Source organism: Micromonospora sp. DT48 (genome assembly GCF_049844495.1).
GTDB lineage: Bacteria > Actinomycetota > Actinomycetes > Mycobacteriales > Micromonosporaceae > Micromonospora.
Map to the genome: position 1 here is coordinate 1 of NZ_JBNCLE010000012.1, position 26,076 is coordinate 26,076.

The following is a 26,076-nucleotide window of genomic DNA, read 5'->3' on the forward strand; positions in this document are numbered from 1 at the left end:
CCGGTGGTGCCGTTCGCGTTGGTGGGTGAGGCGGATCGGGTGTTGCTGCCCGCCGGACTCACCGACGCCTACCCGGCGTCGCAGACCCAACTCGGCATGCTGGTCGAGCTGGCCACCAGCGGCGACCGCGCGGCCTACCACAGCGTCATCGCCCACCAGGTCCGCGACGGGCGGCCGTTCTCGGCCGACGCGTTGCGCGCCGCCGTCGCCACGGTCATCGCCCGGCACGAGATCCTGCGTACCTCGTTCGACCTGACCGGCTACTCGGTGCCGATGCAACTCGTGCACGCCGAGGCCACCGCACAGGTGACGGTGGTCGACGGCCGAGACGTCCCACCGGGCGAGCAGGTGCGCCTCTTCGAGGAGTTCGTCGCCGCCGAGCGGGCCAACCGCTTCGACCTGGCCACGGCACCGCTGCTGCGGGTCGCCGCGCACCAGGACGGCCCGGAGAGCTGGTGGCTGACCTTCACCATCTGTCACGCCGTGACCGAGGGTTGGAGCACCGCCCAACTGCTCGCCGAGCTGCTCGCCGCCTACGCCGAGCTGGCCGACGGACGGCAGCCGACCGAGACCGAGGCGCCGCCGGTCCGCTACGCCGACTTCATCGCCGCCGAACTGTCCTCGCTCGCCTCCGACGAGGACCGGGACTACTGGCGTACGACGATCGAGGAACACGCCCCGTTCGCCCTGCCCACCGGATGGGGTGACGTCGGCGCGCCGACGGCCATCTCGACCAGCGTCGACATCAGCGACCTGGACGAGGCCGTCGCCCGGCTGGCGTCCGAATCGGGCGTCTCGGTCAAGGCGGTGCTGCACGCCGCGCACCTGAAGGTGCTCAGCCAACTCACCACCGAGGAGAGCTTCCACGCCGGGCTGGTCTGCGACGCCCGGCCGGAGATGCTCGGTGCCGAGCGGGTGCACGGCATGTACCTCAACACCCTGCCGTTCGGCTACGACCGCACCGCCCGGACCTGGCGCGACCTGGTCACCGCCGTCTTCGACCGGGAGGTCGAACTCTGGCCGCACCGGCGCTACCCGCTGGCGGAGATCCAGCGCGGCAGCGGGGAGCGCCTGCTGCGGGTGATGTTCAACTACCAGGACTTCTCCCGGGCCACGGCGGGCGTGACCGCGACGGGCACCGAGCCGGTCGTCGTCGGCAGCGCCGGTGACGGTGCCACCGAGTTCGAGTTGTCGGTCTTCGCACACCGGAGCGCGTACCAGCTCTCCAGCCGCAGCGACGTGCTCTCCCGGGCCAACCTGGAGCGGATCGCCGGCATGTACCGGGCGGTGTTGACCGCGATGCTCGCCGACCCGGACGCCGACGCGCAGGCGGTCTGCCTCCCCGGTGGCGAGCGGGAACGGCTGCTCGCGGTGGTCGACTCCGGCATCGAGGAGCAAGCGACCGGCACCGTCGTCGAGGCGTTCCAGGCCCGGGTGGCCGCCGCGCCCGAAGCGGTCGCGGTGGTCGCCGGCCCGACCCGACTGACGTACGCGCAGGTCAACGCGCAATCGAACCGGCTGGCCCACCACCTACGGGCGGCCGGTGCCGGTCGGGGAACGGTGGTCGGCGTCCGCCTCGACCGGAGCGTGGACCTCGTCCCCGCGCTGCTCGGTGTGATCAAGGCCGGGGCGGCGTACCTGCCGCTGGACCCGGCGCAGCCCGCCGAGCGGACCGCGTACCTGCTGGCCGACGCGGGTGCCCAGGTGGTGGTCACCAACAGTGACAACGCCGACACGTTGGACGGATACGGCGGGACGCTGGTGCTGCTCGACCGCACCGACCTCGACGGCCGACCGGAGACCGACCCGGTGCCGGTCAACGACGCCGACGACGCGCTCTACGTCATCTACACCTCCGGGTCGACCGGCCGCCCGAAGGGTGTCTGCGTCAGCCACGCCAACGTGCTGCGGCTGCTCGCCAGCACCCAGGAGCACTTCGCCACCGACGAGACCGACGTGGTCGCGCTGTTCCACTCGTACGCCTTCGACGTCTCGGTGTGGGAGCTGTGGGGCGCGCTGCTGCACGGTAGCCGACTCGTGGTGGTGCCCCGGGCGGTGAGCCGGTCGCCGGAGGACCTGCTCGACCTGCTGGTCGAGCAGGACGTGACCCTCCTCGCCCAGACCCCGACGGCGTTCCGTGGTCTGGTCAGGCTGGCCGCCGACGGCGACCCACGACTGCGCCGGCTCGCGTTGCGCGCGGTGGTGCTGGCCGGTGAGCGCCTCGACTTCGCCGAACTCACGCCGTGGGTCGACCGGCTCGGGCTGGCCCGGGTCGCCCTGATCAACATGTACGGCATCACCGAGACCACGGTCTACTCCACCTATCACCGCGTCACCCGGGCCGACCTGGCCCCCGGTGTCGGTAGCCGGATCGGCCGTCCGCTGCCCGGCCTACGGATCTACGTGCTCGACCGGTACGGACAACCGGCGCCGCTCGGCGTGCCCGGCGAGATCCACCTGGCGGGGCACGGGGTGACCCGGGGATACCTGAACCAACCGGCGCTGACCGCCGAGCGGTTCCTGCCCGACCCCTACGGCCCCGCCGGTACCCGCATGTACCGCACCGGTGACCAGGGGATCCGACTGCCCGACGGCAGCGTCGAGTTCCTCGGGCGGCTGGACGACCAGGTGAAGCTGCGCGGCTACCGGATCGAGCTGGGCGAGGTGGAGTCGGCGCTGGCCGCGCTGCCGCAGGTCGCCGAGGCGGCGGTCATCCTCCGCGAGGACACCCCGGGTGACGCGCGACTGGTCGGCTACCTGGTGGCCGCGGCCGAGTCGGGCCCGACCGTCGGCGAGCTGCGTGCCGGGCTGTCCCGCAGCCTGCCGGAGTACATGATCCCGTCGACCTTCGTGACGTTGGAGCAGCTGCCCCGCAACAACAGCGGCAAGCTGGACCGGCGGGCGCTGCCCGCGCCGACGGACGACAGCCACGGCGACGGGCGCACCCCGGTCGCCCCCCGCACCGACCTGGAGGCCCGGGTCGCCGAGATCTGGGCCCGGGTGCTCGGTCGCTCGGTGGTGGGCGTCAAGGACGGCTTCTTCGAGCTGGGTGGCCACTCGATCAAGGCACTGGTGCTGGCCAGCGCGCTGCGGGAGGACGGCCTCGACGTCTCCGTCGCGGACATCGTCGACCTACAGACCGTCGCCCAGCTCTGCGCCGCGCTGGTCGAACGCACCGCACCGACCCGCGTCGAACCGGTACGACCGTTCGAACTGGTGAGCGCGGCGGACCGCGCCCTGCTGCCGGATCGCCTCACCGACGCGTACCCGCTGTCCCAGGTGCAGCTCGGGATGCTGCTGGAGATGCTGGCCGACAACGGCTGGCAGCACTACCACAACGTCGTCTCCTTCCTGGTCACCGAGGACGACCCGGTGGACCTACCGGTGTTGCGTCAGGCGGTGGGCCTGGTGGTCAACCGGCACGAGGTGCTGCGCTCCTCGGTCGACCCCACCGGCTACTCGGTGCCGATGCAGCTGGTCCACGACGCGGTGCGGGTGCCGGTCGTCCTGCGTGACCTGCGCGAGATGACCGCCGACGAACGTGAGGCGGAGCTGCGTCGACTGGTCGCCGTGGAGTACGCGTCGCCGTTCGAGCCCGACCGGCCGCCGCTGCTGCGGTTCACCGCATGCCAGGAGACCGACCGCAGTTGGCGGCTGATGTTGACGATCTGCCACGTGATCGTCGAAGGGTGGAGCCTGCACGCACTGGTGGCGGAGATCCTCGACCGGTACCGGTCGCTGCGGGCCGGCAACGACGCCGAGCCGGAGCCGTTGCCCCGGGTACGCTTCGCCGACTTCGTCGCCGCGGAACTGCGTGCCCTGGCATCGGCGACGGATCGACAGTTCTGGCAGCAGTTGGTGGACGGGCACGCCAAGTTCACCCTGCCCACCGCGTGGCGACCGCAGACCCCGTCGCCGACACCGACCGCGCACACCGTGCGGGTGCCGTTCGCCGACCTGGAGCCGGGACTGCGCAAGCTGGCCGCCGACGCCCGGGTCTCCCTCAAGGCGGTGCTGCACGCGGCGCACCTGACCGTGCTCAGCCAGCTCACCGACGAACCCCGGTTCTACAGCGGCCTGGTCTGTCACACCCGACCGGACATGGTCGGCAGCGACCGCGTCTACGCCATGTCGCTGAACACGTTGCCGTTCCCGCACGACCGCGACGCCACCAGCTGGACCGATCTGGTGCGTCGGGTGCACGCCCGGGAGGTGCGGATGTGGTCACACCGGCACTTCCCGGCCCCGGCGATCCGGCCGGCGGTGCCCGGCACCCGCCTGGTCGACGTCTACTTCAGCTACCTCGACTTCGACGAGGTGATCGGCCAGCGGGTGTCGACCGACGCCGGATACGCCGCCGCCAGCTCGGAGTTCGCCCTGGCCGTCGCCGCGGTACCCGGGCAGTTGCAGCTGAGCAGCGACAGCGACCACCTGGACCGCGCGGAGGTCGACCGGCTGGCTGCCCGGTACCGGCTCGTCCTGGAGGCCATGGTGGCCGACCCGGACGCCGACCCGACCGTGGTGCGCCTGCCCGAGGGCGAACGACACGACGTGCTGGTCGGATGGGCCGAGGCGGCCGACGAGGACCGCTCGACGCAGCCCGGCCTGGTGCCCGACCTCGTCGAGCGACGCGTCGCCACCTCGGGCGACGCCGAGGCGGTGGACGGGTACAGCTACGCGGCCCTCGACGCGGCGGCGAACCGGATCGCCTGGCATCTGCGGGACCGGGGTGTCGGCCCGGACCAGGTGGTCGGGGTGCTGCTCAGCCGGGGCGTGGACCTCGTCTCGACGTTGCTCGGCATCTGGAAGGCGGGCGGGGCGTACCTGCCGATCGACCCCTCGTACCCGGCGGCCCGGGTCGCGTCCATGCTGGCCGACGCGGGCGTCACCGTCGTGGTGACCAGCACCGACCACGCCGACCGATGCGCCACCGTGGACCGCGTCCTGCTGGACGTCGAAGCCGACACCATCGCCGCCCGCCCCCAGGAGCGACCGCCCGGCCGGATCGACCCGGACCAACTCGCATACGTGATCTTCACCTCCGGGTCGACCGGACGACCCAACGGTGTGCAGATCAGCCACGGCAGCCTCGCCGGCTACCTGGACTGGGCGGTTCGTGAACTCGTGCACGACCGGCCGGGCGGCGCGCCACTGTTCTCTTCGGTGGCCTTCGACATGGTGGTGACCAGCATCTGGGCACCGCTGGTCGCCGGGCAGCGACTGTGGCTGCTGCCCGCCGACGCCGGGCTGGACGAACTGGGCCCACGACTGGCCGAGGCGGGTCCGTTCAGCTTCGTCAAGTTGACCCCGAGCCATCTCGACCTGCTCGCCGGGCAGTTGACTCCCGAGCAGGCGGCGGCGCTGAGCCCGCTGCTGGTGCTCGGTGGCGAGCCGCTCACCCGGCGGACCTGCGCCCGCTGGCAGGCGCTCGCCCCAGGATCGGTGCTGCTCAACGAGTACGGCCCGACCGAGGCGACGGTGGCGGTCAGCCGCCACCCGGTCACCGCCGCGCTCACTCGGGACGTGGCACCGATCGGGCGGCCGTTGGGCCGGATGCGCACCTACGTGCTGGACGAGCGGCTGCAACCGGTGCCGGTCGGCGCGGTCGGCCAGGTCCACCTCGGCGGGCCGGGGCTGGCCCGAGGGTACGCCGGCCAGCCGGAACTCACCGCCGACCGGTTCGTGCCCGACCCGTACGGGCCGCCCGGCTCCCGGCTGTACCGCACCGGCGACCGGGGACGCTGGTTGCCCACCGGGGAACTCGACCTGCTCGGTCGGGTCGACGACCAGGTGAAGATCCGTGGACACCGGGTGGAGCCGGGGGAGATCCGCGCGGTGCTCCTCGACCATCCGGCGGTGCGGGACGCGGCGGTGACCGCCCGACCGGCACCCGGCGGCGGCAACCAACTCGTCGCGTACCACGTGGGCGACGCCGACGACCTGGCCGAGCACTGTGCCCGGCGGCTGCCCGCCGCCCTGATCCCGGCGGCCTTCGTGCCGGTCGACGCCATCCCGCTCAACCCCAACGGCAAGATCGACCTGCGGGCGCTCGCGGCCGTTCCGCTGCGGGCGGAGACCCGAACCGACCCGCCACAGGGGCCGACCGAGACCACCCTCGCCGGCATCTGGGCCGAGGTGCTGGGTGTGCACAGCATCGGTCGGCAGGACCGGTTCTTCGCCCTCGGCGGGCACTCCCTGCTGGTGGTGCCGGTGGTCACCGCCGCACGGCAGGCCGGTCTCCCGCTGACCCTCCGACAGGCCATGGTGGACCTCCCACTCGCCGACCTCGCCGCCCTGCTCACCCCGGCGGTACGCGCCGGTGCCACGGCGGTGACGGTGCCACGGATCGAGCCGCTGCTCGCCGAGGAGCGGGTGCCGGGCGCTTCGCTGGCCCTGCTGGTCGACGGTGAACTGGCCGAGGTCAGGGGGATCGGGCAGCGCGCGGCGGGCGACGACAGCCCGGTGACACCGGAGACCGTCTTCCAGGTGGGTTCGGTCAGCAAGGTGGTGGCCGCGATGGGTGTGCTGGTCCTGGTGGAGCGGGGAGCCCTCCAGCTCGACACGGACGTGAACGCGTACCTCAAGTCCTGGCAGCTACCCGCCGGCCGGGCGGTGAGCCTGCGGCAACTGCTCAGCCACGTCGCGGGGCTGACCTCCACCGGCAGCAGCGGACACCCCCGCGACGGTGCGGTGCCGACCCTGGCGGACCTGCTGCACGGCCGGGGCGTACCCACCGACCCGGTCGGGCTGCTCGACGCGCCCGACGCGGTGGCGGTGGAACGCAACAGCCACTTCGTCGTGGTGCAGCAGGTGATGGAGGACGTCACCGCGACGCCCTTCGCCGACCTGATGGCCGAGGTGGTATTCGAACCCCTCGGCATGACCGGCAGCAGCTTCGACCAGCACTTCCCGGAGACGTCCGGTCGGCCGGTGGCCGTCGGACACGACGAACGGGGCGCACCGCTGCCGGGAGGCTGGCAGGTGCGGGCCGACCCGGCCGCCGCCGGGCTCTGGACCACCGCCACCGACCTGGCCCAGCTGGTCAGGAGCATCCATCTCGGGTACCGGGGCGCTGCGTCCCTGTTCAGTCGGGAGACGACGGCCGCGCAGCTGACCACCGGCCCGGGCGGCGTCTTCGGGCTCGGCTGGATGGTGGACCACGTCGACGGACCGACCGGTACCCGGGTGGAGTTCACCCACCGGGGCCGCACCTCCGGTTACCGGGCGCTCGTGACCGGGCGCGTCCCCGACGGATCCGGGCTGGTGCTGCTGACCAACGGCGACGCAGGCGACGGCGTGATGTCGCGGCTGCTGTCGGACACCGCGCGTACGGAGGAGCAGTGATGACGGCCGTGTTCAGCCCCGCCACCGCACTCGTCGACAACCCGCCGACCCGACCGGTACGGCACCTGCTGTCGATCCGGGACCTCACCGACGAGGACCTGTACTCCATCGTCGCCCGGGGAGCGGCGTTCGCCGCCGGAGAACGCGGCGGCCCACTGGCCGGACAGGTGGTCGGGGCGTACTTCATGAAGACCTCGACCAGGACCCGGACCGCCTTCACCAGCGCGGCGTTGCGGCTCGGCGCGTCGGTGATCCAGTACGGACCGCATGATCTCCAGACGAACACCGGGGAGACCAGCGAGGACACCGGTCGGGTGCTGTCCGGCATGCTCGACGTGCTGGTGGCGCGTACCGCCGGTGATCCGGCCGAGATGCGTGCCTGGGCGGCCCAGGACCGGATGTCGGTGATCAACGCGATGAGCGCCGAGGAACATCCCACCCAGGCGATGACGGATCTGACCACGCTGCTGCGGCAGTTCGGCCGGATCGAGGGGCTTCGGCTGCTCTACGTGGGGGAGGCCAACAACACCGCCACCGCGTTGGCCCTCGCGCTCACCCGCATCCCGGGGGTGGAGCTGGAACTGCGGACCCCACCCGGCTACGGCCTGCCCGAGCAGATCCTGGCCGATGCCACCCGGCAGGCCGCGATCAGCGGGGCGAGCATCGTCGAGCGGCACCACATGACCGACCTTCCCGGCGACCTCGACGCCATCTACACCACCCGCTGGCAGACCACGGGCACCAACAAGCCGGACCCGCACTGGCGTCGGACCTTCGCCCCGTTCCGGGTCGAACAGGAACTCTGGCGGCGCAGCCCGAACGCGGTGTTCCTGCACGACCTGCCGGCGCACCGGGGTGAGGAGGTCACCGCGGAGGTGCTCGACGGTCCGGCGAGCATCGCCTTCACCCAGGCGGAGAACAAGCTGTACAGCGCGATGGCGGTGCTCGACTGGTGCCGACCCGCACCGCGCGGTACGACGTGATGAGCGCGGCCAAGGCGGCGGGTGCGCCCGCCCGCCGCCGGACGGGTCTGACCGGCAACCGCGACTTCCTGCTGCTCTGGGTCGGCTCCGGCTTCTCCGCGCTCGGCGCCCGGGCCACCTCCATCGGCTACACCCTGTTGGTCTTCTGGTCGACCGGGTCGGCCACCGCGGCGAGCCTCGTCACGTTCGCCGCGCTGTTGCCGAACCTGGTCGCCCAGCTGCCGGCCGGTGCGTTGGTGGACCGGTGGAACCGGCGGACCACGATGCTGGTCTGCGCCACCGGCCGGATCGTGGCGCTGGGCAGCGTGGCGGTGGCGGTGCTGCTCGACGCGGTGTGGTTGCCGCACCTGATGGTGGTCGCCTTCGTCGAGACCACCCTCGGCATCTGCTACGCCCTGGCGGAACGGGCGGCGGTGTGCAGCGTGGTGCCGCGCGACGAGTTGGGCGCCGCGACAGCGGCCAACGAGTCACGGGCCCATGCCGCCAGCATTCTCGGCCAGCCGACCGGCACCGTCCTCTACTCGGTCGCCCGGTTCGCGCCGTTCCTGTTCGCCACCGCGACGCACGTGATCTCGCTGGTGACCCTGCTGTTCCTGCGGCGGGACCTCCGCGCGCCGCGTGCCCGCAGCGACACACCGTCGCGGCTGCTCGCCCAGATCAAGGAGGGCTTCGACTTCGTCTGGGGGCAGGTGTACCTGCGTCGGGCGCTGTGTCTCTTCGCGGCCAGCAACATTCTCTTCCAGATCCTCGGGCTCGGTCTGGTGGTGCTGGTCAAGGAGCGCGGCGGGGAGCCCTCCACGGTGGGCCTGCTGCTGGTGGTCAACAGCGTCTTCGGCATGGTGGGCGCGATGACCAGCAACGCCTACCTGCGCCGCTGGGGCATCCGCCGGATGATGATCGGCATCAACGTGGCCTGGGCGGTGCTGATGCCGCTGCTGGTGGTGGCGCCCAGCCTGTTCGTGGTCGGCGTGCTCCTCGCGTTGATCAACTATGGTGCCGGGATCGGCAACGTGGCCGGCATGCTCTACCTGCTCAAGACCGCCCCCGACGAGATGCGCGGCCGGGCCGGCTCGATCTTCACACTGCTCGCCTCGGGCGCCAACTCCGCCGGGGCGCTGCTCGCCGGCCTGCTGCTCGACCGGGCCGGCATCGAGGTGGCGTTGACGGTGGTGGGCGCGACGATGCTGGTGATCGCGGTGTTCGCGGTGCTGGCCTTCGGCACCCGTGCCGCCGCCGAGGCGGAGCGGGCCGAGGCCGAGCAGATCGAAGCCGAGCGGGCCGAGGACGAGCGGATCGAAGCCGAGCGGGCCGGGGTCGGGCCGGGCGACACCGAGCGGGCCGCCGCGCAGCGGCTGCCGACCGCGCGGTAGCGGTCGACCCCGGCGCACCGACGCCGGGCCGCCCGCAGCCGATATCGAGGAAATATGGGTCCCGCCCACAGACTGGCGGCAGCGGACCGAACTGCACCCCGTAGGAGGCGTTTCGATGAGTGAGCGCGGCACCTGGCAGCCGTACGAGATCACACCCAGCAGCGCCGGAAGCGCTGCCACCGTCGACGGGCTGGTCGACCACCTGCGGGAGCTGGACCTCACGGAGTTGCTCACCGACAAGGGGGCGCTGGTGTTCCGTGGGTTCGGCGTCGAGCCGGGCGCCCTGGACCAGGTGATGGATCTGCTGCTGCCCAACCGACTCGCCTACGTGCACGGCAACTCGCCCCGCACCAAGGTCGGTCGCAACGTCTACACCTCGACCGAATACCCCGCGCAGTACACCATCTCCATGCACAACGAGCTGTCGTACGCCGCACACTGGCCGTCCCGGCTGCTCTTCTACTGCCAGATCGCCGCGGAGACCGGCGGGGCCACCCCGGTCGTCGACGCCCGACTGTGGCTGGAGTCCCTGGACCCGGAGGTCCAGGCCGCCTTCGCCGGTGGCGTGCGATACCAGCAGAACCTCCACGACGGCATGGGGCTGGGCAAGAGTTGGCAGCAGACCTTCGAGACGGAGGACCGCGCGGAGGTCGAAGGGTTCCTCGCCGAGACCGGGGCGACCTGGGAGTGGACCGCCGACGGCCTGCGGATCAGTCACGTGCGCCCGGCCACCACCCGACACCCGGTGACCGGCGTCGAGGTGTGGTTCAACCAGAGCGACCAGTGGCACCCGGCGGCCCTGGACGACGAGGTCGCCAAGGTCATGACCCAGATGATGACGCCGGACGAACTGCCGCAGTCGGTCACCTTCGCCGACGGCAGCCCGATCCCCGACGAGTACGTCCTCCAGGTCCGGGACCGTGGCCTGGAGGCCGCGATCGACGTGGACTGGCGGGTCGGTGACCTGCTGTTGATCGACAACGTGCTGGTGGCCCACGGCCGGCGTCCCTACACCGGGGACCGCCGGATCCTGGTCGCCATGTCGAACTGACTGCGCAACGGCCCGCCGACCGGTCACCCGGACGCGTCCGCGACGGACACGCACCGGGTGCCGGTGGCGGCCGAGGAGAGAGGTCGAGATGAACGGGGCCGAGTCGCCCGGCCGGTGGCTACGGACCTTCCGCCGGACCGAGCAGTCCGACCTGCGGTTGGTCTGCTTCCCGCACGCCGGAGGGAACGCCAACGTGTACCAGCCGTGGGCGCGGCTGCTGCCGGACGCCACCGACCTGCTGGCGGTCTGCTACCCCGGGCGGCAGGACCGGCTGCTGGAACCGTGCGTGGACCGGATGGACGTCCTCGCCGACCAGATCAGCGACGTGCTCGTGCCCTACCTGGACCGGCCACTCGCGTTCTTCGGACACAGCATGGGCGCCTCGGTGGCGTACGAGGTGACGCTGCGGCTGGAGTCCCGCTACGGATTCACCCCGGGCGTGCTCTTCGTCTCCGGCCACAGCGCGCCACACATCTCCCAGGTCGAACTCGACCCGGACCTGGCCGACGACGAATACCTGCTCAACCGCATCGGCGCCCTCGGCGAGGTGGACCCGGCCATGCTGCGGTCAGCCAAACTGCGCGAGCTGATCATGCCCGCCCTCCGGGCGGACCTGCGAATGCTCTACCGCTACCTGCCACGCGAACCGGCCAAGGTGCACGCCCCGATCGTCGGCTACCTGGGCACCGACGACCCGACCTGCACGGAGACGACGGTGAACGCCTGGGCGGAACTGACCATCGGCGGTTTCACGTCCACCACGTTCCCCGGCGACCACTTCTACCTGGTGCCGCAGTACGAACAGGTGGTCGCCGCGGTGACCGCGCGGCTGGGCTGACCGCGGCGCGTCCGGCCCTAACGCGGTGGTGGCAGTTCGCGGCGATCGAACTGTCGGCGTAGATTCTCGGGAAGCAACTCGCGGAGCTGCTCCGGCAGCAACGGCAGGTCGAGCAGGCTCAGCTTGAGCTGGCTGCGTTGCTGGTAGCGGCGCGGGTCGAGGCGGACCACCAGACCCGCGTCGGGGCGGTAGCGGATGTGCACCGTACCCTCCGTCGACCCGTCCCGGATGACCAGACCGTCCGCCTCCACGGCGACCGGCCCGGACCCGGGACGCAACTCCAGGTGCACCTTCTCCTCGCCGGAGAGCACCACCGACCGGGAGATGCCCGACATCGGCGCGCTCGGCGTGAGCACGACCGCCTGCGTCGCCGGGGAGACCAACGGCCCGCCCGCAGCGTAACTGTAGGCGGTCGACCCGGACGGAGTGCTCACCACCAGCGCGTCACAGCGGTAGTAGCCGTACCGCTGCCCGTCGACCGCCAGGGTCGCGTTGACGAAACTCTGACCCGGGCGGCGGACCAGCGCGATGTCGTTGAAGGCGACCACGTCGTCGCCGCACACGTCGCAGGCCAGGCAGCTGTGCGACTCGACGGTGTACGCGCCGGCCAGCAGCCGGTCCAGCGCCGCCGGCAGCTCCGGCGGCTCCACCTCCACCAGGAAACCCAACCTGCCCAGATGGATGCCGAGCACCGGCTTCGGATCATTGACGGCCGCCCGCAACGCGCCCAGCATCGTGCCGTCCCCGCCGATGCTGACCAGCACGTCCGACCCGGCGGCCAGCTGCTCCTGCGGCACCGGGCGAACCGACTCGGGTACCCGCTGCCGGTCCTGCGCCCGCACCGTCAGGGTCACCTCGTGCCGCGCGGCCCAGGCGGCGATGGTGTCCACCACCGGCGACACGTCCCGGGTGGGATGGAGCACCAACCCGAGCCGAATCCGGTCCATACCCCCAGCTCATCACAACCCGGCGCAGCTACCCGCCGGTACGCGGCAAGGCGCGCCGACGGCGGGAAACCGTCGGCGCGCCCGTCGCGCCGCGCTACCGGCGCGGTCGGCCCGTCAGATGGGTCAGCGACCGGGCGACCAGCTCGTCGCGCGCCGCCGGAGCCAACCCCTCCAGCCCGAAGCCCAGGTAGACGGTGTCCGAGGTGACCACCACGGAACCCTCCTCGAACGCCTGCTGGCTCCGCGACCAGTCGTTGGCCCCCGGAGCGGACCCGGGCGGCGGACCGGCCACCGTCCAACCCCCGAAGTCCGTCTCGAACGACGTCTCGGCGACGGTGACCCCGTCCACCACGACCCGCGTGTCGTCGACGAACAAGCCGAGGTTCTGGGTGGCCCAGTCGGTGGCGTAGGTGATCGACACCTCCACCTGCCGGCCCGCGTACCCGGACAGGTCGGCCACGAACTCCTTCCACCCGTTGGAACTGCCGGTCGCCGCGTGCCACTGCCCGGTGCTGCCGGTCGGCGAGCAGTCCGCACCCTGGTAGTGGGCGAGGAACGGGTGGATCTGCTGCACCCAACCGGAGGTGCAGCTGTTCCCGGTCTGCTGAGTGGTCAGACCCCCGGCGTCCGGCAGCGTGGTCCAGTCGTCGGTGCCGACCTCACGAGCCTCGACGAACATGAAGTCCCAGTCCGTCTCGATGTCGAACGAGGTGTAGAAGCGCAACTCGCCGCTGCTCGCCCCGGTCAGGTCCACCGTCCGGGACAGCCGCTTGTAGGACTCGTCGGACTGACCGCTGAACGCGTACCAACCACCCGTACGAGGATCGAACGGCGCCCCACCCGGCCGCTCCCAACCCACCGGAGCGGAACTGGCGAACTGCGGGAACTGCTCCGGCGGCAGGAACCCCGACGTGGTCAGGAACGACGCCGAGTGGTCCTGGTTGCCCGCCGAGCCCTCGGCGTTGAGCGCCCCGGAGAAGCCGGCGAACGCCCCGGCGTCGCCCCGGACCGGGTACGGCTGCCCCTCCGGCGAGGTGCCGCCGTCGCTGACATAGGTGTACGCACCCAGCCAGTACTGCTGGAAGTCGTTCAGCAACGGCAGACAGGTCGGGTCGGCGGCGTCCGTACACTCCGGCGGCGCGTCCGGCTGGTAGCCGTACAGACCGTCGGACGCCTGGGCGTAGAGCGCGTACTTGCCGCTGACCAGCAGCTTGCCGCCCTCGTTGAGGTAGTCCCGGACGGACAGCTCGATATCGATCGCGGCCTTCGCCGCAGTGCCCGGCACCTGCCCCTCGGAGCGCAGGATGATGTCGTCGCCGGTCTCCCAGACCACCGCCTGGTAGTGCGACAGCACACCCAGGTGGTGCGGGGCGGTACGCCCCATCACGTCGAAGTCGTAGACGTCGCTGCTGCGCCCGGCCGCCTTCAACGAGGCGGCGATCTCGTCGGCGTACCTCGCGGTGGTGGTGTCCTGGGTCGGGCTCAGACCCGTCACGTCCTCCACCGCCAGCACCAGCACGTCCCCGCCGATGTCGTGATGCACCCGGTAGGTGAACCGCTCGCTGCTGATCTTGCCCCGACCCGGCTTGTTCGCGGTGAACCACACCTGCACCCGGTCACCCGGGCGGGTACCGGTGACCGTGCCGCGCAGTTCGGCGTAGTAGTCGTTGTGGGTGTCGCCGTAGCGTTCACCACCGCGCCACTCGCGGACCGTGGCGGACTTCGCCTTGCCCCCGTTGACCGTCCAGTTCAGCTTCACGTTCTTCAACGACCGCCGGGTGATCGCCGCGACCTGCTGGGTCCGGCCGTACGACACGTCGAAGGCGTCCACCACGAAGTCCGGCGTGCTGCGCCCGACCACCGACACCGGATCGTCCGGCTGCTGCGCCGACTTCGCCACCGCCAGCGCGAACGGGATGTTCTTCGCCACCTCCGCGGCGATCAACCTCTCGTCGTCCGGGAAGGTGAAGATGCTGACGCAGTCCTCCGGACGCCACTGGTCGTCCGGATCCGAGGCGGCGGCCGTCTGGCAGGTCGACATCTCCGGGGTGAAGCCCAACGTGCCGTAGCGCACCGTGGCGTGGCTGTCGGTGTCACCGTTGGTGGTGTACAACTCGGCGGAGATGTCCGGGTCGTACCCGGGAATCGCCGGGTTGGCGTCGTCACCGGCCAACGCCTCGTAGATCACGTCGTCCGGGGTGGGCGTGGCCACCTGCCAACCGACCCCGTAGAGCAGCAACTGCGCCGCCGAGTGGTAGTTGACGAAGAACGTGAACTTGATCCGCTTGAACAGCGCGTCCAGCGCCTTCGTCTCCGGCTCGGAGTTGGGGCTCGGGCCCCGGTAGGTCTCGCTGGTCGGGTTCGGCGAGGAACCCTCGTTGTCGTAGCCCCACTTGTAGCTGAAGTTGCGGTTCAGGTCGACGCCGTCGACGCCGGTGATCTGGCCGTCGCCGTCGTTGTCGCGCAGGTTCTTGCGCCACAGCCGGTTGCCGGGCGTGAAGGTGTGGTCGTAGCCGTCGGGGTTGAGCACCGGAATGAACCACAGCTCGGTGGTGTCCACCAGCCGGGTGATCTCCCGGTCGGAGCCGTACCGGGTCAGCACGTGGTGCATCAGCCGACGGGTCATCTCCGGCGTGATCCACTCCCGGGCGTGCTGGGAACCCCCGTAGAGCACCGCCGGTCGCTTACCGTCCTTCGTGGTCTTCGCGTTCTTGGTGACCTTGATCGCGAGGATCGGCTTGCCCTGGTGGGTCCGACCGATGGTCTCCACCTTGGTCAGCTTCGGATAACGGGCCGCCGTCGCGTTGATCTCGTCGCGGATGCCGCCCGGCTCGCTGTACGACCGGAAGGCCCGCCAACCCGCTGCGGTCTGCTCCCGCAGCACCTGCGAGGCGTCCTTACCGCGTACCTTCTTGACCTTGAGGTTGACGCCCTTGCGCGCCAGCCGGTCGGCCTGCCCCCGACTCAGCACCGTCTCGATCTCAGTCCGGCCCGCCCGGTCCGGCTTCGCGCCGTGCCCGATATCGACACCGGCCTCCCGCAACTGGTGCAACTGTGCCGGGTCGACCGTGCCGACGTACACCTCCAGACCGTCGCGACCGCCCGGGTCCGACGGCGGCCGTGCGCTCGCCGGTGCGGTCAGCACCAGCGCACCGACCAGAGTGAACACGCCGGCGATCGCCAGCGGTGTGCGCCTCATCGCGCCCCCTTGGGATGAAAGGACTACTGGGCGCGAGCCTCGCGGGGTGTGCGAAAGGTGTCAATAGATCGATCATGTTCATGTCAGGGGACGCCCGGGCCGCTACTCGGCGTTCGGCGGTGCCCATCGGCGTGCTCCGTGGTCGCGGCGCTGACGCGGAGCCCGCAGCCCGCCGCTTCAAGCAGCCTGTGCTCGAAGCGGCGGAACAGCCGATCACGGTCGAATTGGACCTCGGCCACACGCACGGCAGCCCACCGGTGGCGACGCGCGCGTCCTGGCGTCGTGGCCCGTGGTCAGCGGGCGAGCGGTATACCCGCCTTCTGGTTGAGCGCTGTGTTGCGGTGCATGCCGCAGAGGCGGGCGAGTTGGTCGATGATCTTGGCGGGGTCGTCGAACGGGTCCAGTCCGCTGACCTCAAGAGGGTCCAGGACGGGCACCTTGACGTGCGAGATCAGCGGATGCAACGGGCGGTGGTCGGACTCGCCGCTACCCAGCAGGTCCTCGTGCAGCTTCTCACCCGGTCGCAGACCGGTGTAGACGATCTCGACGGGGCTGGCGGCCTGCTCGATCATCCGACGGGCGATGTCGTCGATGCGCACCGGTTCACCCATGTCCAGCACCAGGGCTTCGCCGTCGCGACCGATGTTCGCTGCCTGAAGGACCAGGTGGACGGCCTCCTGCACCGTCATCAGATACCGGGTCACGTCAGGGTGGGTGACGGTCAGCGGCTGCCCCGACTCGATCTGTCGTTGGAAGGCGGTCACGACCGAGCCGCGACTGCTCAACACGTTGCCGAACCGGACGCTGAGGAAGGTGCCCGGGTAGTTCGCCGCCGTGTGCGCGGTCAACATCTCGGTGATCCGCTTCGAGTAGCCCAGCACGCTGATCGGGTCGGCGGCCTTGTCGGTGGAGATGTTCACGAACCGGGCCACGTCCCGGCAGGCGTCCAGCACGGTGAGGGTGCCCCAGACATTGGTCTTGACCGCCTCACCCGGGTAACGCTCCAGCAGCGTCAGGTGCTTGAGGGCCGCAGCATGAAAGACGATCTCAGGACGGCGTTGCCGCATGATCCGTCGAACACCTTCGTCGTCGCGTAGGTCGGCGAGGATCAGCTCGGGGCCGTCCAACAGCGCCCGACCGGTGAGCGACATCTGAAGGCCGTGCAAGGCCGACTCGTCGCGGTCCAGCATCATCAGCTCACCGGGGTTGGCCCGCATGATCTGGCGGCACAACTCCGAGCCGATCGAGCCGCCCGCGCCGGTGACCAGGACCCGCCGACCGGTGAGCACGTTGTCGTCGAGGGTGAGGTCGCAGACGACCTGGCGTCGACCGAGTAGGTCACTGATCTGGACATCGCGTACATCCCGGACGGTGATGCGGTGGTCCACCAACTCCCGAACGGGTGGGAGGACCTTGAACGAGGCGCCCGCGTTCAGGGTCGCCTCGCGGATCTGACGGATCAGTGTCGCCTCTGCGTTGGCCACCGAGAAGATCAGGGCGGTGGCACCGGTGCGGCGGATCGCGGTGGACACGTCATGTCGGCCGCCCAGCACCCGGACGCCGGCGATGCGCAGGTCCCGCTTGTCTGGGTCGTCATCGAGCGCCCCGACGGGCAGGTAGCGGCCCTTCGGGTCGCTGAGCATCGCCCGGATCAGCCCTTGCCCCGCCTCACCCAGGCCGAACAGCAGGACGGGCGCGGCCGAACGGACGTTCGGGCGCATGGCGCGGTCGCGCCGGTGGCGGTGGAGTAGCCGCAAGCTCAGCATCGACAGCAACGCCAGCGCTCCGCCGACCAGTGGTGTGCTGGCCGGGACCGGCCGGTCGGCGAATGCGAGGAGGGCGATCAGTGCGATGACGGCGGTGCTGGCCGTGGTGCCGGCCAGACCCCGTACCTCCTCCACACTGCCCAGCGGATGACGGCCGTAGTAGATGCGGCGGAGCACTCCGATTCCGACATGCAGCCCGGCGGCGACGGCGCCGAGTCCGGCGGCGGCGAGCACCTGACCGGTGGTGAGGTCGAGTTCGTACCGGGCCCACCCGGCGACGGCGAACCCGCCGATCCAGGCGAGTACGTCGGTGACCAGGAAGGTTGCGGTACGGCGATGCGCCCGCGCTCGCCCCGCGGTCGTTGCTTGCATTGGCTGGTCGCGCTGTGCTTCCGGCGGCATATGGAATCTCCCTGTCCCGTCCGTAGCCGACGTGACCCACGGCAGGTCAGGGGCCACGTACGTCCCCTACCTGCTTAGCGGACCGGGGGAGGTTTGCCCCGGCTTTCACATTTTTGTGGCTGACTGTCTGATTCGACAGCGTAGGTAGGGTCAGCGCCTTCCGCCGGATCAGCGCGGCAGCGCCCACCTGCGGCTGCGCAGCCGTCGTCCCGGTAGCGGCAGGCGGCCCTGGGCGGAAATGCCTACGGCCGGCCGAACTTGGGCGAGGCGGTGGGGGTGGTTGTCTCACCCACGCTCAACGGCCTTTGGCGGGTGTCGCCGCACTCTCGGGCCGGCGGGTGGCGGGAAGCACCGGACGTGCGGTGTCGAGCAGGATCTGCTCGAACTGATCGAAGAGCACATCACGGTCGAAGCGGGTCTGCGCGAGCCGCTGTGCGGCCCGTCGTGCCCTGGCCGTGCGCTCGGAGTCGTGCAGGAAGCCCGCGACCAAGCGGGCGGCAAGCGCGGGGTCCCCAGCCGGTAGGACCACCCCGCAGTCGTTCTCGCGGATCAGGTCGGCGATCCAGCCCTCGTGGTTCACCGCGACCGGTCGTCCGGCGGCCAACCCGTCGAAGACCTTGTTCGCCGAGTTGGCGTGCAACTCAGGTATGTCACGAACCGTGGAGATGGCCAGGTCGCAGGCACCGAAGTAGGAGGCCATCTCGGACTTCGGTAGCGGATCAAGTAGGAAGAGGTTCCGGCCCAGTACGCCTAGCTGTTCCGCCAGCGAGCGGACATGTTCCCGTTCGGGGCCCTGCCCGATGATCGCGAAACGGATGTCCGGCTTGTCGGCCCACGCCGCAGCCGCCATCCGCACTACATACTCGACCCGGTTGAGGTAACCGAGCGCGCCAGCGTAAAGCACCAGGTGTCGGTCGCCGAGCCAGGGCGTCGCGGCCCGCAGGCGGGTGCCGAACCGGTCCGCGTCGGCGAAGAGGGACCGGTCGCAGCCGTTCGGGATCACGGTGACGGGAAGGCCGGGGAAGCGCCGTTCGATGCTCTCGGCCATCCCCGGCGACAGCGCGATGATGTGCCTCGCCCTGTGGTAGGCCCACCGTTCCAATCGGTGGGCGGCCCACCGGGAGGCGGGCGTGCGCAGGGCGCCGAGCGCCACCGGGACCTCCGGCCACACGTCCCGTACCTCGAGCACCATCGGAACCCGACGCCGCCGAGCGGAGTAAGCGCCCGGGATCGCGATCGTCAGTGGGGTGCTGGTGGCGAAGACGACGTCCTGCGGCAGGGACGCGGCCCTGGTGGCCGCTACCCGGGCGAAGCGGAAGAACGCCCGGATCCGGTCGGGATACGACATGGCCCCTCGATAGGGCACCGCGGCCCAGTGCACAGTGGCCCCCACCTCGGTGGAGACTCGCCACGAGCCGAGCGGCGCGTCGCCTGGCTCGGTGTCGCTGGTGACGACGTGAACCTCGTGTCCGCGGGCCACCAGCCGCCGGGCGAACTCGAAGGAGCGGGTTCCGCCAGACATCTGCGGAGTCCGGAAGTACTGATGCAGGTAGACAATCTTCATCGAAACCGTTCCTGTGAGGCAGTTGCCCGGAGGCTGACTACGGTCACTTGTCGAGTGCCCGGTCCAGGGCGTCGGCCAGTCGGGGCGCCAGCGTCGCGGCGTACGTGGCGGTCAGGTGGTTGGTGTCGCGGTACACGAGCACGCCACCGATCACCGCCGAGCACGGGTCGGTGGGGCAGATGGCGTCATTGAGGTCGATCAAGGTGACCTTGTCCAGGTCCGACGCCGCCTTGGCCTGCTGGTCGCCGATGCCGGCGAGCGCAGCCTCGCGGCTGACCGCGCACTTCTTCATCCGATCGGGGTACTTGGAGGCGCACTCGGCGATGTCGATCCGAGGGTTGGGAGTGTCGCGGAGCACCACGGTCGGTACGCCGGCCGTACCCAGCGCGCGCCACGTCGCTCGCATGCCCGCACCGAGGGCCTCCAGGCTCTCGTCGCTGCCGAGTACCCGACCGTCCTCGACGACCAGGTAGTTCGAACTGCTGGTGATGACCAGATCCGGCCGCTGGTCACCGGTGAGCCGTTCCCGCACCGCCTTGTTCCAGGCCGTGCATGAGGTGTACGCGTTCTGCCCGCTCTGCACCTCGGCGTCGAGGAACGGGCAGGCGGACTTGGTGTAGGTGACGAGCTTCCAGCCCTTAGCGGCGGCGATCGCCTGCAACGCCGGGGCCCATTGCGCGGCGTGCGAGTCGCCGACCAGCGCCATGGTGAACGAGGCTGAGGTATTGCCGTAGGTGCAGGTACGCGGTTCCACGTCGGTACCGCTGGCCTGGCAGCCGTCCGCGTAGAGGGCGGGTAGGTCCGACCGGGCGGTCAACGGGTCGGGTACGAAGTCACCGGGGCGGTTCACCGCGGTGCCCTTGTCGTCGCCACGTGGCCGCGCCGCCAGCACGGCCGCGCCGATCTTCGGTGCCGTCGGGTCTGCCGACCTGTCCAGTCCCTGAGCGGCGACGACCCCGGGGGTGGGCCGTGCCGACGGTGCCGGCCAGACGGTGAACTGGAAGAGCAGCCCGGCGATCACCGGGACGGCGGTGCAGAGCAGGCCCAGTTTGATCGCATGTCCGGGCGAGTACTGGAGCAGGTCGGCGAAGCGGAACGGATTCTCGACGAATCGGTACGTGAGATAGGCCGGAACGGCGGAGCAGGCGACGACCGCCAGGGACTGGGCGAGTTCCAACTCGCCCAGGGCGCTCTCGGCGATGATCAGAAGCGGCCAGTGCCAGAGATACAGCGAGTAGGAGAGGGCTCCGATGGCCCGCATCGGTGCGATGCCGAGGGCGAGCGCCGGTCCCCACCGTCCCGCCGCTGGCCCGGCCGCGATGACCGCTGCGGTGCCGAGGGTCGGTAGCAGCGCCGCGTAACCGGGGAAGGGCATGCTCTGATCGATGACGAACAGCGCTGTCAGGACGGCGGCCAGACCGGCCCAACCCAACGCGCCGGCCACTACGCGGGGTAGGCGGACCAGACTTCCCGCGCCGATGGCCAACCCGGCGCCGATCGCCAGTTCCCAGGCCCGGGTGGTGCTGTGAAAGTAGGCGCGCCCCGGATCGGCGGTGCTCAGGTGGATGGACCAGAGCAGCGACGGTACGGCGATCAGCGCCATGCAGACGAACAGGGGAGTCCGCACGCTCCGGCCCGGACCACGAAGGCGGTGGGAGAGCAGTACGGCGAGCAGTACCAGAGGCGGCCAGAGGAGATAGAACTGCTCCTCGACAGCCAATGACCAGAAGTGCTGCACCACGCTCGGCGCCTGGTCTGACGCCAGATAGTCGACCGACCGTTCGGCAAGGCGCCAGTTCACCGCGTACAAGCCGCTGGCGACCACGTCCCAGCCGGTCTCCGCCCACCGGATCCGGGGCAGGAAGACGTAGCTCAGCACGAGGGTGGTGACGAGTACGACCGCAGCGCCCGGTAGCAGCCGCTTCGCCCGGCGACCGTAGAAGCCGGTCAGGGAGAGCCGCCCGGTCTCCTCGATCTCTTTCACGATCAGCCGGGTGATGAGGAAGCCGGAGATGACGAAGAAGACGTCGACTCCGACGAAGCCGCCAGAAACGGCGCTGAGCCCTCCGTGCCAGAGGAGCACGGCCAGTACTGCGACAGCCCGGAGTCCTTCGATGTCGCCGCGGAACCTGCTACCCGGCCCTTCCTGGCCGCCAGCGTGCGGAGGTCCTGGTCGACGAGGGGCGACGGGTGGTGATGCGCTTTGGACGCTGGGCGTGTTCCACAGGCTCGCGGAAATCGGCGTCGGTCGTGTCATCGTGTAGATCCTCTGTCGAACGGTGAGCGCCAAGGGTTGGCATTCCAGGCGGCAGCTCGTGCGTGCGGCTGCGCCCTACGCGTGGCGCCATGTCGTCGTCCTGGTGTTGTCAGCGGCACAGTTCGGGCCGACCCGGGGTATCGGTGGGTGCCGCCAGCTCCGGCTGCCAGCACTGAAACCACCACCACCAGCAGCAGGATCACCGGAAGTCGAAGCAGTGCCCGGGCGCCGTAGGTGTGGGTTCCCGACCACAGCAGGTCGGGGATTCCCGCGCTGATGATGACCGCCGCAACGATTCCCAGCAGGCGAGCCGGCCCGAGCCGTATCCGCAGCATCGTGGACATCTGCCGGTCGAGGAGCCGCACCGCGATCCCTACCACCAGCAGCATCGCCACCAACCCGGGGTACCCGAAGTTGAAGAACCATTCGCCGAGCATCGAACTCGCGTCCGAGTAGCCGGTGCCCATCCGCTCCGGGGCGGTGATACGTGCCAACTCGTAGCCGAGGGCGATGGGTTTGTCCGCCCAGATCGACTCTGGGATGAGCAACGCGGGAATGCTGAAGAAGGTGCGGCCACCGGCTACTTCGAAACCGTACGTCTGATAGTGGTAGAGCAGTTCGGCGAAGGCGTGAGGTGGACGGACGGCCGACTCGAGACCGGTGCGGCCGTACGAGCCGTCGACAGCCAGCCTGTCCAGGTACGAGAGCCGTTCCCGGGCCATCCAGTACAGGACGGGGGCGGTGGTCAGCACGATGCCGATCTTGATCGCCCGGGTCCGAAACCGGATCGCGTAGAGCGCGGCGATGGTGAGGCCGAGCGTGGCCACGACGAGTCGGCCGGTCCCTCCGTGCACGTATTGCACGAAGACAACGAACTGCGCGCCTATGTAGAGAGTGCGCCAGGACAATGCCTTCGCGTTCGGGTCGAGCACCAGCGCGGCGGCGGTCAGGGTGACCGCTGCGAACGCGGCACCCAGAATGAGGTTCTGTAGCTGCTCGGAGGTTGTTCCACCGGCCGTCGCCGCCACTGCCGCGAGCAGTACTGCCATACCGGCAGCGGCGACGCCGAAACGGGTGCCGGGGGAGAAGTCGAGGAGCCCGGCGGAGTCGTCCTCGTGGGTGGTGCGTCGGTTCCAGAACCCGAAGAAGAGGATTACCTGCGCCACGAAGCCGAACAGCAGCGACTGCCAGAGCCAGGGTTGGATGAAGTCCAACGTCAATATCGCGTGGTACACCCCGCCGACCCCGAAGAAGATCGCGAAGGCGAAGCCGAAGATGCTGACCGTGGTTAGGCGGTGGCCGCCGTGGCCGACGAAGATCCGGATTCCGAGTAGGCAGCAGCAGATGCCGAGCAGCGCGTTCGCCCTGCGGTAGTCCCCGCTGGCGGAGACGGCGGCGGTCGCGGTGACGATCACGGCGAGGGCCAGCCAGGCAGAGCCTTCGAGTAGCCCGGGGCTGAGTCTCGGCCGGTGGTCGGCGCGGACGGGCACGCCGTGCGGACCGGTGTCGAACCGGTGCCGCACTGGAAGTAGCTGTGCGACCTGTTGTGTCACGTGGTCAACCTTCTTCCGTGCTGAACAGCGTCCGTCGAGTCGAGAGACGCTTCCTGGTCGTCAGACGCCCTGCGGGGGAGCCACCCAGCCAGCAGCAGCGCCAGAAGCGCTCCGACGCCGTACGCGATCGCCGAGCCGGTGGCTGCGCCCAACGCGCCGTACCGGGGGATCAGGACGAAGTAGGCGATGAGAGCCACCACCATCGCCGGAATGTCGGCGGCGAGCGCGCCCCGGGCCCGGCCTGCGGCCACGCCAAGGCCGATCGCCACCCGGCTGACGCTGTAACAGACGACGCCGATGGCGAGCGGCACGAGCAGCGCCACGGAATCCTGGTACTCGGTGCCGAACACCGGCACAACGAGTGGGCGCCCAACCAGCAGCAGGGCACAGCCGGCGACCAGACCGTAGGCCGCCGCCGCCAGTAGTGGCCCGGTACGGCGCAGGTCGCCGGAGAGGAATCGCTGGTGCCAACGCGGCGACTGTGCGTCGACCCAGCTCTGCACCGGCCAGATGGCGAACTCCGCCACGGTGGCGACGATGATGTACAGGCCGAGTTGCTCGTAGCTGCCCAGCCAGGGCAGCAGCAGCCGGTCGGCACGGAGCATCACCATGCCCGCCACGGCCGCCGGAAGCAGCCGCAAGCCGAGGCGGCGGGCCGGGACAAGGCTGTGCGGCTGCTCCGGAAGGCCCCGGTCACGCCGCATCGACACCCACGCGGCCGCTGGTCCCGCGCCGAGGGCCACCCCGTACACCAGCAGCCAGAGGTTTGGCGAGTCGACCCCGACGGCGGTGAGCACCACCGCCGCCGCGACCAAGGTCAGCTGACCGACGACTGTGGCGATCAGGTACGGCCGGACGACTCCCGCCGCGGCAGCCCCGGTCCGCAGCGACGCCGTGACCACCAGCACGATCGCGCTGACCAGGAAACCGGTGACGGCCAGCAGACCACCGGTGGGCGTGTCGGAACCGATGGCGTACACGATCGGCGTGGCCATCACGATGACGACGACGGCGGAGGGACTGACGAGGCGCAACATGTCGATGGAGGTGTTGCGTACGCCGCGGCCGAGCGGAACGGTCGCCGGATAGGAGCGGTCCGTGCCCGCGATGGCGAGCATGTTCGCCAGGTAGGCCACCTGTAACAGCAGGGCCAGATTGCCCCGACCGGCCGGCCCCATCGACCGGGCGGCCATCGCGTTGATGGCGAGACTGGCGAAGCCGACGGCTAGTTGCGCCAGGACCAGATTCCCGGCCGTTGCCAGCGACGACAGTCGGGCGGCCGGGCGCGGGGACGGACCTCGGGTGCCGGACGGACCGTCCACGACGGTCTGGGGTTTGGTCATCGTCTGGACGGGTCCGGCAACTCGACGCGCATGCGGGTGAACGCGGCCAGAGCTGGCGCGGAACGCGGCGAGAGCGCCACCGCGGTGGGCTCCAGGGTGTCCACCGTGAAACACCGCTCGACTGGTAGGAGCCGGGCGATTCCGGCGGCCAACCGCCCGGCGTCGGACTCGGCCGGGACACGCAGCGCCGTACCGACCGTTCGGACCTCGAACTGGCGCTCGCCCAGCCGGACGGTGAGATCCCCGAAACCGTACGCCTCCCGGTGCACCTGGAAGGTCGGCCAGTTCACCACCTGGACGGCGGCTGACGCGTCAGGATCCGCGAGGGGTACCGCACGCCAGCGGCACTGGGAGATGTCGACGAAGCCGTGCCGCACGTACAGCCGGCGGGCTGCGGGATTGTCCGTCGAGACGTCCAGCAGAAGAGTCCGGCGCCCCAGCCGCTCGGCGAGTCGTCGTCCGTCATCCAGGAGGCTGGCCCCCAGGCCTCTCCCGCGCTCCGATTCGCGGACCGCCACCCCGTTGAGAAGCAACCCTCCGGGCAGGAGACGCCAGTCGGCCACGGCCCGAATACCCACCCGACCACGCACAGCGCGCAGGATCAGCGTACGGGCGGCCGGCGGGGGAGTGATGGCTGCGGCCAGGAACCGTCGATAGCCGTCGGCGTGGTAGGCCACCAGGCCGGCACAGGTTTGCGGGACCGAGCTGGCCAGCAGTTCAGCCGCAGCGCCGAGGGCGGGATCGCCGGGATCGTCGATCGTCTCGATCTGTGGCTCGGTCAGGACGATATGCATGACAACTGCCGTTCCCGGTCCAGGTCGAGCATCTCGGCGGCCGGATCGACCGCCACGCCGCTGCCGCTGAAGACCTTCTTGACGGTGGCGGCGAGGATGCGTAGGTCCAGCCCGAGGCTCCAGTTCTCGACGTATCGCACGTCGAGTTCCAGGCGGTCGTCCCAGGGAAGGCTGTTGCGTCCACTGATCTGAGCCAGCCCGGTGATGCCCGGCCGGACGTCGAACCGGCGTCGTTCCCGTTGCCGATACCAGTCGTCGTAGCGGGGTAGCAACGGGCGTGGACCGACCAGGCTGAGATCACCACGAACGACGTTCACCAGCTGGGGTAGCTCATCGATGCTGAGTCGGCGCAGCAGACGGCCGACGCCACGGCAGCGGATCCCGTCGGCGAGCAGGTTGCCATCGCTGTCACGCTCGTCGGACATGGTGCGTAGCTTGATGATGCGGAACGGGCGTTGCCCCCGGCCGGTGCGTTCCTGCACGAAAAAAACCGGGGCACCCAATTGGAGCCTTACGCACAGGGCGGCGACCGCCATGACCGGTGCGGACAGGACCAGGACGACCAGCGCGAGCGCGATGTCCAGTACGCGCTTCACGCGTAGTTGTGCGGTTTTCGACATGACCTCGCCTTAGGCGATCGACCTTGACTTCGTACTGTTCATATC

14 protein-coding genes are annotated in these 26,076 nt (G+C 70.3%); 5 read left to right on the forward strand and 9 right to left on the reverse strand.

The window, feature by feature from the left end:
- The first annotated feature begins 21 nt into the window (after window positions 1–21).
- The 5 genes from ACLQ2S_RS16055 (at window position 22) to ACLQ2S_RS16075 (ending at window position 11,586) form a co-directional block, all read left to right on the forward strand.
- Window positions 22–7,344, forward strand: a complete 7,323-nt coding sequence (locus ACLQ2S_RS16055; protein WP_425701962.1) for an amino acid adenylation domain-containing protein — start codon at window positions 22–24, stop codon at window positions 7,342–7,344.
- On the forward strand, window positions 7,344–8,327 hold the full coding sequence (locus ACLQ2S_RS16060; protein WP_155217761.1) for an ornithine carbamoyltransferase: 984 nt from the start codon (window positions 7,344–7,346) through the stop codon (window positions 8,325–8,327). Before ACLQ2S_RS16055 ends, ACLQ2S_RS16060 begins: the two co-directional genes overlap by 1 nt.
- Complete coding sequence (locus tag ACLQ2S_RS16065; RefSeq protein WP_425701963.1) at window positions 8,297–9,697, forward strand: MFS transporter; 1,401 nt, start codon at window positions 8,297–8,299, stop codon at window positions 9,695–9,697. Before ACLQ2S_RS16060 ends, ACLQ2S_RS16065 begins: the two co-directional genes overlap by 31 nt.
- A 115-nt stretch (window positions 9,698–9,812) precedes the next feature.
- A complete protein-coding gene (locus ACLQ2S_RS16070; protein WP_155217765.1) occupies window positions 9,813–10,748 on the forward strand; it encodes a TauD/TfdA family dioxygenase in 936 nt (311 codons plus the stop codon).
- Window positions 10,749–10,836: 88 nt separating this feature from the next.
- Window positions 10,837–11,586, forward strand: coding sequence for a thioesterase II family protein (locus tag ACLQ2S_RS16075; protein ID WP_155217767.1), 750 nt, complete (start codon window positions 10,837–10,839; stop codon window positions 11,584–11,586).
- 17 nt (window positions 11,587–11,603) lie between these two features.
- On the opposite strand, the gene ACLQ2S_RS16080 is transcribed toward ACLQ2S_RS16075, so the two are convergent.
- The 9 genes from ACLQ2S_RS16080 to ACLQ2S_RS16120 form a co-directional block, all read right to left on the reverse strand.
- Window positions 11,604–12,533, reverse strand: coding sequence for an NAD(+)/NADH kinase (locus tag ACLQ2S_RS16080; RefSeq protein WP_155217769.1), 930 nt, complete (start codon window positions 12,531–12,533; stop codon window positions 11,604–11,606).
- Window positions 12,534–12,627: 94 nt separating this feature from the next.
- Entirely contained in the window at window positions 12,628–15,732 is a 3,105-nt protein-coding gene (locus ACLQ2S_RS16085) for a M14 family metallopeptidase (protein ID WP_155217771.1), read from the reverse strand.
- Window positions 15,733–16,025: 293 nt separating this feature from the next.
- On the reverse strand, window positions 16,026–17,870 hold the full coding sequence (locus ACLQ2S_RS16090) for a nucleoside-diphosphate sugar epimerase/dehydratase (RefSeq protein WP_230462570.1): 1,845 nt from the start codon (window positions 17,868–17,870) through the stop codon (window positions 16,026–16,028).
- A gap of 325 nt (window positions 17,871–18,195) precedes the next feature.
- Entirely contained in the window at window positions 18,196–19,464 is a 1,269-nt protein-coding gene (locus ACLQ2S_RS16095) for a glycosyltransferase family 4 protein (protein ID WP_155217775.1), read from the reverse strand.
- A 43-nt stretch (window positions 19,465–19,507) separates the two neighbouring features.
- The gene (locus tag ACLQ2S_RS16100; RefSeq protein ID WP_425701964.1) at window positions 19,508–21,721 is read right to left on the reverse strand and encodes an acyltransferase family protein; all 2,214 of its coding nucleotides are present in this window, start codon (window positions 21,719–21,721) and stop codon (window positions 19,508–19,510) included.
- Window positions 21,718–23,274: a hypothetical protein gene (locus ACLQ2S_RS16105; protein ID WP_425701965.1), complete on the reverse strand. Its 1,557-nt coding sequence runs from the start codon at window positions 23,272–23,274 to the stop codon at window positions 21,718–21,720. Before ACLQ2S_RS16105 ends, ACLQ2S_RS16100 begins: the two co-directional genes overlap by 4 nt.
- The gene (locus ACLQ2S_RS16110; RefSeq protein ID WP_155217781.1) at window positions 23,271–24,617 is read right to left on the reverse strand and encodes a lipopolysaccharide biosynthesis protein; all 1,347 of its coding nucleotides are present in this window, start codon (window positions 24,615–24,617) and stop codon (window positions 23,271–23,273) included. The genes ACLQ2S_RS16105 and ACLQ2S_RS16110 overlap by 4 nt, the downstream gene beginning before the upstream one ends.
- Window positions 24,614–25,411, reverse strand: a complete 798-nt coding sequence (locus tag ACLQ2S_RS16115) for a GNAT family N-acetyltransferase (protein WP_155217783.1) — start codon at window positions 25,409–25,411, stop codon at window positions 24,614–24,616. The genes ACLQ2S_RS16110 and ACLQ2S_RS16115 overlap by 4 nt, the downstream gene beginning before the upstream one ends.
- On the reverse strand, window positions 25,396–26,031 hold the full coding sequence (locus ACLQ2S_RS16120) for a sugar transferase (protein WP_155217785.1): 636 nt from the start codon (window positions 26,029–26,031) through the stop codon (window positions 25,396–25,398). The genes ACLQ2S_RS16115 and ACLQ2S_RS16120 overlap by 16 nt, the downstream gene beginning before the upstream one ends.
- Window positions 26,032–26,076 lie beyond the last annotated feature (45 nt).

Excerpts from the sequence above, each read along its gene's own strand:
- ACLQ2S_RS16060 (WP_155217761.1), top strand. The coding sequence starts at position 7,344 with ATGACGGCCGTGTTCAGCCCCGCCACCGCACTCGTCGACAACCCGCCG.
- ACLQ2S_RS16070 (WP_155217765.1), top strand. The coding sequence starts at position 9,813 with ATGAGTGAGCGCGGCACCTGGCAGCCGTACGAGATCACACCCAGCAGC.
- ACLQ2S_RS16075 (WP_155217767.1), top strand. The coding sequence starts at position 10,837 with ATGAACGGGGCCGAGTCGCCCGGCCGGTGGCTACGGACCTTCCGCCGG.
- ACLQ2S_RS16080 (WP_155217769.1), bottom strand. The coding sequence starts at position 12,533 with ATGGACCGGATTCGGCTCGGGTTGGTGCTCCATCCCACCCGGGACGTG.
- ACLQ2S_RS16085 (WP_155217771.1), bottom strand. The coding sequence starts at position 15,732 with ATGAGGCGCACACCGCTGGCGATCGCCGGCGTGTTCACTCTGGTCGGT.
- ACLQ2S_RS16090 (WP_230462570.1), bottom strand. The coding sequence starts at position 17,870 with ATGCAAGCAACGACCGCGGGGCGAGCGCGGGCGCATCGCCGTACCGCA.
- ACLQ2S_RS16095 (WP_155217775.1), bottom strand. The coding sequence starts at position 19,464 with ATGAAGATTGTCTACCTGCATCAGTACTTCCGGACTCCGCAGATGTCT.
- ACLQ2S_RS16100 (WP_425701964.1), bottom strand. The coding sequence starts at position 21,721 with ATGACACGACCGACGCCGATTTCCGCGAGCCTGTGGAACACGCCCAGC.
- ACLQ2S_RS16110 (WP_155217781.1), bottom strand. The coding sequence starts at position 24,617 with ATGACCAAACCCCAGACCGTCGTGGACGGTCCGTCCGGCACCCGAGGT.
- ACLQ2S_RS16115 (WP_155217783.1), bottom strand. The coding sequence starts at position 25,411 with ATGCATATCGTCCTGACCGAGCCACAGATCGAGACGATCGACGATCCC.
- ACLQ2S_RS16120 (WP_155217785.1), bottom strand. The coding sequence starts at position 26,031 with ATGTCGAAAACCGCACAACTACGCGTGAAGCGCGTACTGGACATCGCG.